The organism is Acidiplasma cupricumulans (assembly GCF_001402935.1).
In the GTDB taxonomy this organism is placed as follows: domain Archaea; phylum Thermoplasmatota; class Thermoplasmata; order Thermoplasmatales; family Thermoplasmataceae; genus Acidiplasma; species Acidiplasma aeolicum.
The window spans coordinates 1-8,416 of record NZ_LKBH01000185.1 but is presented as its reverse complement, the minus strand read 5'-3'; the positions used below and the strand labels follow the sequence as shown (position 1 = coordinate 8,416).

General features: G+C 36.7%; 7 protein-coding genes. 5 read left to right on the top strand and 2 right to left on the bottom strand.

What is annotated here, in order from left to right; translation table 11 throughout:
• Positions 1-12: 12 nt before the first annotated feature.
• Together AOG55_RS05305 and AOG55_RS05300 are read left to right on the top strand one after the other, a co-directional pair.
• Positions 13-699 carry a hypothetical protein gene (locus tag AOG55_RS05305; RefSeq protein WP_055041009.1) on the top strand — a complete coding sequence of 229 codons (687 nt, stop codon included), beginning with the start codon at positions 13-15 and terminating at the stop codon, positions 697-699.
• Between the two features lie 24 nt (positions 700-723).
• Positions 724-2,280, top strand: coding sequence for a tRNA uridine(34) 5-carboxymethylaminomethyl modification radical SAM/GNAT enzyme Elp3 (locus tag AOG55_RS05300; RefSeq protein WP_048101407.1), 1,557 nt, complete (start codon positions 724-726; stop codon positions 2,278-2,280).
• Positions 2,281-2,369: 89 nt separating this feature from the next.
• Here AOG55_RS05300 and AOG55_RS05295 read toward each other — a convergent pair whose 3' ends face one another.
• Positions 2,370-3,020 carry a class II aldolase/adducin family protein gene (locus AOG55_RS05295; RefSeq protein WP_048101406.1) on the bottom strand — a complete coding sequence of 217 codons (651 nt, stop codon included), beginning with the start codon at positions 3,018-3,020 and terminating at the stop codon, positions 2,370-2,372.
• Between the two features lie 156 nt (positions 3,021-3,176).
• Between AOG55_RS05295 and AOG55_RS05290 the strand changes: the two genes are divergently transcribed.
• The 3 genes from AOG55_RS05290 to AOG55_RS05280 are packed head-to-tail and all read left to right on the top strand — an operon-like array spanning position 3,177 to position 7,518.
• A complete protein-coding gene (locus AOG55_RS05290; RefSeq protein WP_048101405.1) occupies positions 3,177-4,916 on the top strand; it encodes a potassium-transporting ATPase subunit KdpA in 1,740 nt (579 codons plus the stop codon).
• Complete coding sequence (kdpB, locus tag AOG55_RS05285; RefSeq protein ID WP_048101404.1) at positions 4,913-6,901, top strand: potassium-transporting ATPase subunit KdpB; 1,989 nt, start codon at positions 4,913-4,915, stop codon at positions 6,899-6,901. Before AOG55_RS05290 ends, kdpB begins: the two co-directional genes overlap by 4 nt.
• Positions 6,895-7,518: a potassium-transporting ATPase subunit C gene (locus AOG55_RS05280; protein ID WP_048101403.1), complete on the top strand. Its 624-nt coding sequence runs from the start codon at positions 6,895-6,897 to the stop codon at positions 7,516-7,518. The genes kdpB and AOG55_RS05280 overlap by 7 nt, the downstream gene beginning before the upstream one ends.
• Here AOG55_RS05280 and AOG55_RS05275 read toward each other — a convergent pair whose 3' ends face one another.
• On the bottom strand, positions 7,519-8,334 hold the full coding sequence (locus AOG55_RS05275; RefSeq protein WP_048101402.1) for a universal stress protein: 816 nt from the start codon (positions 8,332-8,334) through the stop codon (positions 7,519-7,521).
• Positions 8,335-8,416: the final 82 nt, after the last annotated feature.

Sequence of the window (8,416 nt, the reverse complement as noted above, 5' to 3'; positions counted from 1 at the left end):
TAATAATTAAGCGTGCAGTATGAATTTAGGGGCGGAAAAATTTATCATGACGGTAACGAGGTCTATTCAGTAAATACAGTTCAGGGCAGCCTCGGTCCAAGAGCTGTGGAAATTACCGGTCAGCAGACAATATCAATACAGAGAACCGGCGGTGTATATAAGATAATGCAAAATGATATGGACATGGGTTCAATTTCACGCGGGCTCAGGATGAATTACAATGGTAGAAATTATTCAATAACTGCATTCAGCTCCGACGGAATGAACCGCGTTTCAAATCTGCTTTCAGATGGCACAAAGGTTGGAACAATTACCATTTCAGGTGACAGTTTAATTGGTGTATGCGATTTTATGAATGATGAGGTTCCATTAATAATTTATTTATCATTACTGTCACCGTATATTAACCGTCTTGGCCCACAGCCCGGAAACATGCAAAATAACCGTGCAAACATGTACAGAATGTCACGTGGCTATTTAATTGCATCAAACCTTGTATTTGTGCTTGCAATAATTTTTATTTTTGCAGGTTCATTTATACTTCCCAAATCAATTGTTGATTCACATTATTTCCTTTACATAGATTATGGTGTTATCGTTATTGCCATAGCCCTTTCATACGTTATAAGGTTTATTGGAAGAAAAAAATACAGGGAGCAGATGGCGCAGAAAAATGATGATATGAATAATAATTTATAATCATTTATAATTTAGATACCAGTTATGGATTTCTATGAAGAAATTACAAATGAATTAAAAAGCGGAAGAATAAGAAATAAGATGGAATTGCAGAAAGAAAAGGTTAAACTATCAAAAAAATTTAATCTTGATGTTGTTCCAAGCGATGTTGAAATTTTAAATTATGGGGATAATAAAAACGAATTCAGGGAGCTTTTAAAAAAGAAACCAACAAGAACAATTTCAGGGGTTGCCGTGGTAGCAGCAATGACATCCCCGGAGGCATGCCCGCACGGCAAATGTTTATTCTGCCCCGGTGGTGTTGATAATAATTCACCGCAGTCATACACAGGATTTGAACCGTCTGCATTAAGGGGTAGAAATAATTATTATGATTCATACAATATAACATTTAACAGGTTAAAGCAGCTTGAAAATATTGGGCATGATACAAGCAAGGTTGACCTCATAGTAATGGGTGGCACATTTACCGCGAGAACCGAGGAATACCAGAAAAACTTTGTCAAGGGTTGCCTTGATGGCATGAATAAAAAAATATCAAATACACTTGAGGAATCCATTTTAGAAAATGAAACAGCATCAAGGAGATGCATAGGATTAACAATAGAAACAAAACCGGACTGGTTTTATGAAAAGGAAATAGACCTTGCACTGTCATATGGTACAACAAAGGTTGAGCTTGGGGTTCAGATTTTAAATGATAAGATTTTAAGGGATAATTTAAGGGGGCATGGTATAGCAGAAATCATAAGGTCAACCCAGCTTGCAAGGGATGCCGGTCTTAAGGTTTTATACCATCTTATGCCGGGCATGTACGGGGCGGATTATAAGGATGATATAAAAAGTTTTGACCTGATGATGTCATCACCAGATTACATGCCTGACATGCTTAAGATATATCCTACGCTTGTGGTTAAAAATACATCAGTATACAGACTCTGGAGGGAGGGAAAATATACACCATATGATACAGAAAGGGCTGTGCAGGTAATATCATACTTTATGAAAAACATGCCACCATGGGTAAGGGTCATGAGAATGCAGAGGGATATACCGGTGCATTTTATAGAGGCCGGCGTTAAGAGAAGCGACCTTCACAATCTTGTAAATGAAAACCTTAAAAGCCTTGGAATAAGGACAATGGAGATAAGAAGCAGGGAGGTAGGAATAACAGGAGAAAAATTTGATGGCGATTACAAACTTATCAGAAGGAATTATATCGCAGCCGGCGGGGATGAAATATTTTTATCATTTGAAAACTCCAGAAATGAGATTATTGGATATTTAAGGCTCAGGATCCCCTCTGAAATGGCACATAGAAAGGAGGTTCTGGGATCGTCCATCATAAGAGAAATAAAGGTTCTTGGTGATGTGGTGCCAATAGGTTCTGAAATAGAAACAAACTGGCAGCATCATGGTTTTGGCCAGAGGCTAATCAGGGAGGCCGAGAGAATAACACTTGAGGAATATGACAAAAAACGCATACTTGTAATAAGCGGAATTGGTGTCAGAAACTACTTCAGGAAGCTTGGTTATGAAAGGCTTGGCCCTTACATGGCAAAATCCCTGAATCACAACTAAAAATACATGCATTTAATATCCAGAATAAAACTAAAAAATGATTATTTATCAGGCACCATTATAATTCAGGATACATTCTCTTTTTATGGTTATTCCCAGTTTTTCCATTGTTTAAGATAATTTCCAGACTTTTCCATTAATATTTTTATATCCTCATCCGGTATTGTTGTGTATTTTCCATACATAATAGCATAGGACATAATTCTTGCAGTTTTTTCTAAAACCTCTGAGGCGGCCATTGCCCTTTCCATATCCTGGCCAACTGAAACCGCACCATGGTTTGCCATTATTGCCGCATTATTACTGCCAAGTGCATTGACAACGTTCTGTGCAAGCTCCTCTGTTCCGGTTAATGCATACCTTGCTATTTTTACCGATTTCCCGAGTATCATTGCAACGTCCTCAGTAATTGCCGGGATTTCCATGTTTATTACTGAAAATATGCTTGAGTATACGGCATGTGTATGTATTATAAAATTAACATCCGGCCTTTTCTTATATATTTCATAATGCATGAGCCTTTCACTTGATGGTTCAAGTGTACCCTCTATTTTTTTCCCATTTATGTCTGTTACAACTATATCTTCAGGCCTTAATTTTGAATAATTTGATCCACTAGGGGTAATGCATATATAATTACCAGAACGCATGCTTATATTCCCCCAGGATCCAACGGTAAAGCCGCTGGCATACATTCTTTTGCATGCATTTACAACATTTTCCTTGCATGATTCTAGCATTATTTGTGATTATTACAATATATAAAAATGTGATTAAATATAAATATATGGATGATATTAAACAATACTCATGCTGGTATCGTATATAATAGTTGGTGTACTTCTTTTATTGGTTGCAGTATACCTTATAATCTCAATATTAGAGGCTGAGAGGCTATGATCAGTATATACTCATTAATAGACAGTAACAGGGAAATTTCTGGGCTTTTAATTGTGTTTTTTTATATAATTATCGCCCTGTTTTTTGGCTACCTGATTTCGGGGTTTATCAGGAAAATTTATCTTGATCAGGAGGAAAAAACATGGATTTATCCGGTATCCGGGAGAATTGTAAATTTTTTTGAGCGATTTTTAAAAGAGGATAAGAACAGGCAGATGGATTTTAAGGAATACTTTTTAAATCTTCTTATCTTTAATTTTTTTGCAGGTCTCATTGGCATAATCTTTATTTATTTTCAGAATTATTTACCATATTCACATGCAAATAATCACATGACACTATCACTAATTGTTAATACAGTTGTCAGCTTTCTAACAAATACAAATCTTGAGCATTTTTCAAATCCATTTGATCTGAGCATACTTTCATGGACATTTGTAATAACCGGATTGATGTTTTTATCTGCAGGAACCGGTTTTGCAGCATCCATGGCATTTATACGTGCAATATTAAACGACAATGGAAAGCTGGGAAATTTTTATCATGATTTTTTGATATCCATATTTTATGTAATATTCCCGCTGACCATTCTTTTTACTGTTATTCTTGTACTTTCCGGTGTGCCTGAAACCCTGAGCAGTTATATAAATGTACTTCCAATTGGAAGCAACTCTGCGGTCAGGCTTCCACTTGGCCCTGTGGCAACCCTGGTTTCAATTAAGGGTGTTGGAACCAATGGCGGTGGCTTTTACGGTGCAAATGCCGCATATCCCCTTGGAAATCCAAACTGGTTTACAAACATAGTTGAGTATGTTTCGTTCATGCTTGTTCCACTTGGTTCGGTATTTTCATTAAGATTGATTTTTGATAAGAGATTTGGAAACATGGTCATTGGTGTTTTAACATTTATATTTGTTTTTACATCCGTTGTTGCATTTATTGCAGAATACACGGGAATACCGGCACAGTCAGCACTTGCACTGTATACCGGAAACATGGCAGGAAAGGATGTGTACCTTGGGCTCTCAGAATCAACTGTTTTTCAGGTCGGCGCTGTATTTACATCCACGGGTGCCTCCACAGGAGGAATTATAGACTACACCCCAATAGGCCTTATGTCATTGCTAACAAACCTTGTTTTAAATGATCCACTGGGCGGTATTGGCACCGGAATTATCAATATATTTACATACATAATATTCACAGTGTTTATCACATCCTTAATGGTTGGAAAGCTTCCGGAATTAATGAACATAAGAATAGGTTCAAAGGAGATGAAGTATTCAACATTGTCACTGATAACACATCCGCTTATAATTTTAATACCACTTGGAATTACATTAATTATTCCAGCGGTAATGCACACATTTTACAATGGATTTTCATCAAATATTTCAGATCTATTGTATGAGTTTTCAAGCTCAGCATCAAATAACGGTTCAGAGGCGGGTGGATTTCTTACAAACTCGCCATATTTTAATTACCTTGATTCCTTAATAATGCTCCTTGGAAGGTATTTAATAATGGGCATACAGCTGCTGCTGGCACAGCAGTTTGCATTTAAGAAGCCCAAGATGATATATGAAAAATCAACAATAGATACCGGATCATTCTCATTTGGATTCATGCTTCTTGCTGTAATTATAATGGTTGGCCTGCTGTCATACATACCTGTCTTCTCACTTGGAACATTGTATGACTGGGCAAGGGATTTTAACTTTCTGGTGATTCCATGAACATTAGGGAAATTGTAATAAATTCACTTAAGGGTTTTGACCCACGTAATGAAATTAAGAACCCTGTAATGTTTATAACAGAAATAGCCTTTGTGCTATCAATATTTATAGCAGCATTTCCATCATCGTTTAATGTGCCATCATCAGGTGTATACATGGACTTTTATATTTCTGTCACGGTCTTATTATTTTTAACAGTGTTCTTCTCAAATTTAAGCACGTCATTATCTGAAAGCCAGAGCAAGGCCATAACAGAATCACTTGAAAAAATGAAAGTTTCCACAAAGGCAAATTTACTCAAGGATGGAAAAATAGAGATTGTTGAATCCGATAAATTAAGAAAGGGCGATATAGTTTTAGTAAGAAAGAATGAAATTATTCCGGCCGATGGTGAGGTAATAAAGGGCTCAGGATATGTTAATGAGTCAAATATAACCGGTGAATCCAGACCGGTCCTTAAACTTGTGGGTGACTCTGTCACAGGTTCAACAATGCTTGTAACAGATGAAATCACGGTTAGGGTCAATGTAAATCCCGGGGAATCATTTATAGACAGCATGATAAATATGGTAAAGAATTCTGTAAGGGAGAGAACACCAAATGAAATAGCATTATCCATATTTTTATCCGGGGTTACATTAATATTCCTAATAGTTGTTGCATCAATATTTTCAATATCAAATTACAGTGGTGTGAGGCCAAACATTGATATTTTAATAGTTTTATTAATAGCATTAATACCAACAACCATAGGCGGCCTGCTTCCTGCAATAGGCATAGCTGCAATAAACAAGGTGTCACAGTACAATATTATAGCGAAGAGTGGAAAGGCGGTGGAAAATGCAGGGGATATTGACACAATAATACTTGATAAGACCGGAACCATTACAATGGGTGAGAGGGAGGCTGTAAAGTTTTATCCAAATATGAACGTTGATGAGAGGGATGTTGCCCGGGCAGCACTGATGTCGTCATTAAATGATGAGACAATAGAGGGGATATCAATAGTCAGGCTGGCAAGATCAGAAAATATAGATGTTAATGATGATGAAATTAAGGATTATGAATTCATACCATTTTCATCAGAGACCGGTTTCAGCGGCATAAGGAAGGGTGATCATTACATCTATAAAGGCTCCTTAAGGTCATTATCAGAAAAACTCAATCTGCAGGATCAGTACATAAATGGAATATGCAAACAGATATCATTAAAGGGTGGCACCGCCATTCCCGTGGCATCCGATGGAAAATTCCTTGGCGTTATAGAATTAAATGATATATTAAAACCAGGAATTAAGGATAGAATAAACGACCTTCATAAAATGAACATTGAAACAGTGATGCTCACCGGTGATGATGAGGTTACAGCTGCATATTTTGCACGTGAGGCCGGTATAGACGATTTTATTGCCAACAGCAAGCCGCAGGATAAGTACAACAGGGTTGTCATGGAAAAGGAAAGGGAAAGAATGGTGGCAATGATAGGTGATGGGACAAACGATGCACCGGCCCTGTCAAAGGCAGATGTTGCCATGGCCATGAATACCGGCACACAGGCTGCAAAGGATGCTGCAAACATGATAGATCTGGACTCCACGCCAACAAAACTTATTGATGTAATCTTCCTTGGAAAGCAGATTTTAATTACAAGGGGATCACTTACAACATTCAGCATTGCCAATGACATATCAAAATACTTTGTAATAATACCTGCAATGTTTTACATGTTTCCTGAGCTTGGATTCCTGAACATACTTGACCTTACAGACCCGCTCAGGGCCATTACAGCGGCGCTTATATTCAACACAATAATCATTGTAATACTGGTTCCACTTGCATTAAGGGGTGTTAAGTATTCGCCATCAAGTGCATCAGACCTGCTGAAAAGAAACATAATAATATACGGCTTTGGTGGCATTGTCTTTCCCTTTATTGTTATATACATAATTTATTTATTGTTAAGTTTAGGAGGCATAGCATGGTAAAATTAAGAATTATAAAGGCATTTGCGCTTGCCATATTAATAATGTTTGTGGCCGGTTTTGCATTCCCGGCGGTAACATCATTAATAACGGAAAGCACACTTCCATACTATTCAAATGGGCATCCAGTGAAATACGATGGAAAAATAGTTGATTCATATCTTTTGACAGAGGCATTCAATGAGTCATATTTCTTCCAGCCAAGGCCATCTGCAGTGAATGATAACATTTCATCCAGCGGATCGTACTCAACATCATTAAGCAATAAAACAACACTTGAATTAAGTGAAAAATATCTAAAGGAATTTGAGGAAAGAAACCATGTCAATGCATCACAGATACCTTATGCCATGATCACATATTCCGGATCCGGTGTTGGCTATGCAATTCCATTAAAGGGTGCAACGCTTCAGGTTCACAGAATTGCGGTCAGCATCAGCAATTTAAGCGGTGGCAATTTAAGTATTTCTTCAATAGAATCATTCCTAAATGGCATAATAAATAAGGATAAGCAGAGGAACTTCCCGGTATTTGGAACATACTATGTAAACGTTGTGCAGCTCAACATGCAGATACTAAATTACCTGAAACAGAACAATATTTATGTGGATGTTCATTGATTATTTTTTTATTAATAATGTATCAACCCTCTGATCCTTTGATATATACTTTATATCAGAATTTATTCTTATTCTCTCATTTGCCGGTGACCTTGCGCCAATAACAACGCAGTCAGGGTCCTCGTTAAGTATAATCGAATCTATCTCTGTTTTTATTCCAGATTTTTCTCCCGATTTTTCTATTTTAATATCTATACCATTTTTTGCTATATCTCCTATGCCATCAAAGAGGTTTTTAAATCCATGTGTTCTCCTTTTATCGTATTTTCTTAAATCAAAAATAATTATTTTTGCATGGTTAATCTTTGCAAGCTCAATACCAAAATACACTGCAGCCCGGGTGTTTATGGACTCTGCAACAGGCAAAAGTATTTTTTTATACGGGTATTCACGCTCGCTTATGCTTAGCAGTGCCACCGGTATATCTATGTTTTTAAGTATGTAATCACCAATGGACCCAAAAATAGAACCTGAAAGCATTGCCCTTTTATGTGTGGCCATTAAAAGCATGTCATAATAATGCGATGATGCCTCCTTTAATAGCCCGGACCTTACATTATCGCTTGTGGTTATTTTTGGTATTACCTTCAGGCCGCGCCTTTTTCCATCCTTATATGCATTTGTTACAAGTGTAACACTGTTTGACCATTCTATGCTATCATTTTTTTCCCTTACTGTTATTGCTGTAATCTCAGAGTTATTATACTCAGCAATATCATATGACATCTTAAGCGCCTTAATGGAATTTATACCCCTAAACATAGGTACCAGTATATGATCTGTTTTCAAAAAATATGATCTGGATGCCTCAAACATAATCTATTATATGTTATACGCATATAATAATTTCTATTAATATGTGTGTAAAAATGACAATGATTAACACATATAATAAATT

What these genes read in the sequence shown, in the direction of transcription:
- AOG55_RS05300 (WP_048101407.1), top strand. Translation starts at nt 724, where the DNA reads ATGGATTTCTATGAAGAAATTACAAATGAATTAAAAAGCGGAAGAATA.
- AOG55_RS05295 (WP_048101406.1), bottom strand. Translation starts at nt 3,020, where the DNA reads ATGCTAGAATCATGCAAGGAAAATGTTGTAAATGCATGCAAAAGAATG.
- AOG55_RS05290 (WP_048101405.1), top strand. Translation starts at nt 3,177, where the DNA reads ATGATCAGTATATACTCATTAATAGACAGTAACAGGGAAATTTCTGGG.
- kdpB (WP_048101404.1), top strand. Translation starts at nt 4,913, where the DNA reads ATGAACATTAGGGAAATTGTAATAAATTCACTTAAGGGTTTTGACCCA.
- AOG55_RS05280 (WP_048101403.1), top strand. Translation starts at nt 6,895, where the DNA reads ATGGTAAAATTAAGAATTATAAAGGCATTTGCGCTTGCCATATTAATA.
- AOG55_RS05275 (WP_048101402.1), bottom strand. Translation starts at nt 8,334, where the DNA reads ATGTTTGAGGCATCCAGATCATATTTTTTGAAAACAGATCATATACTG.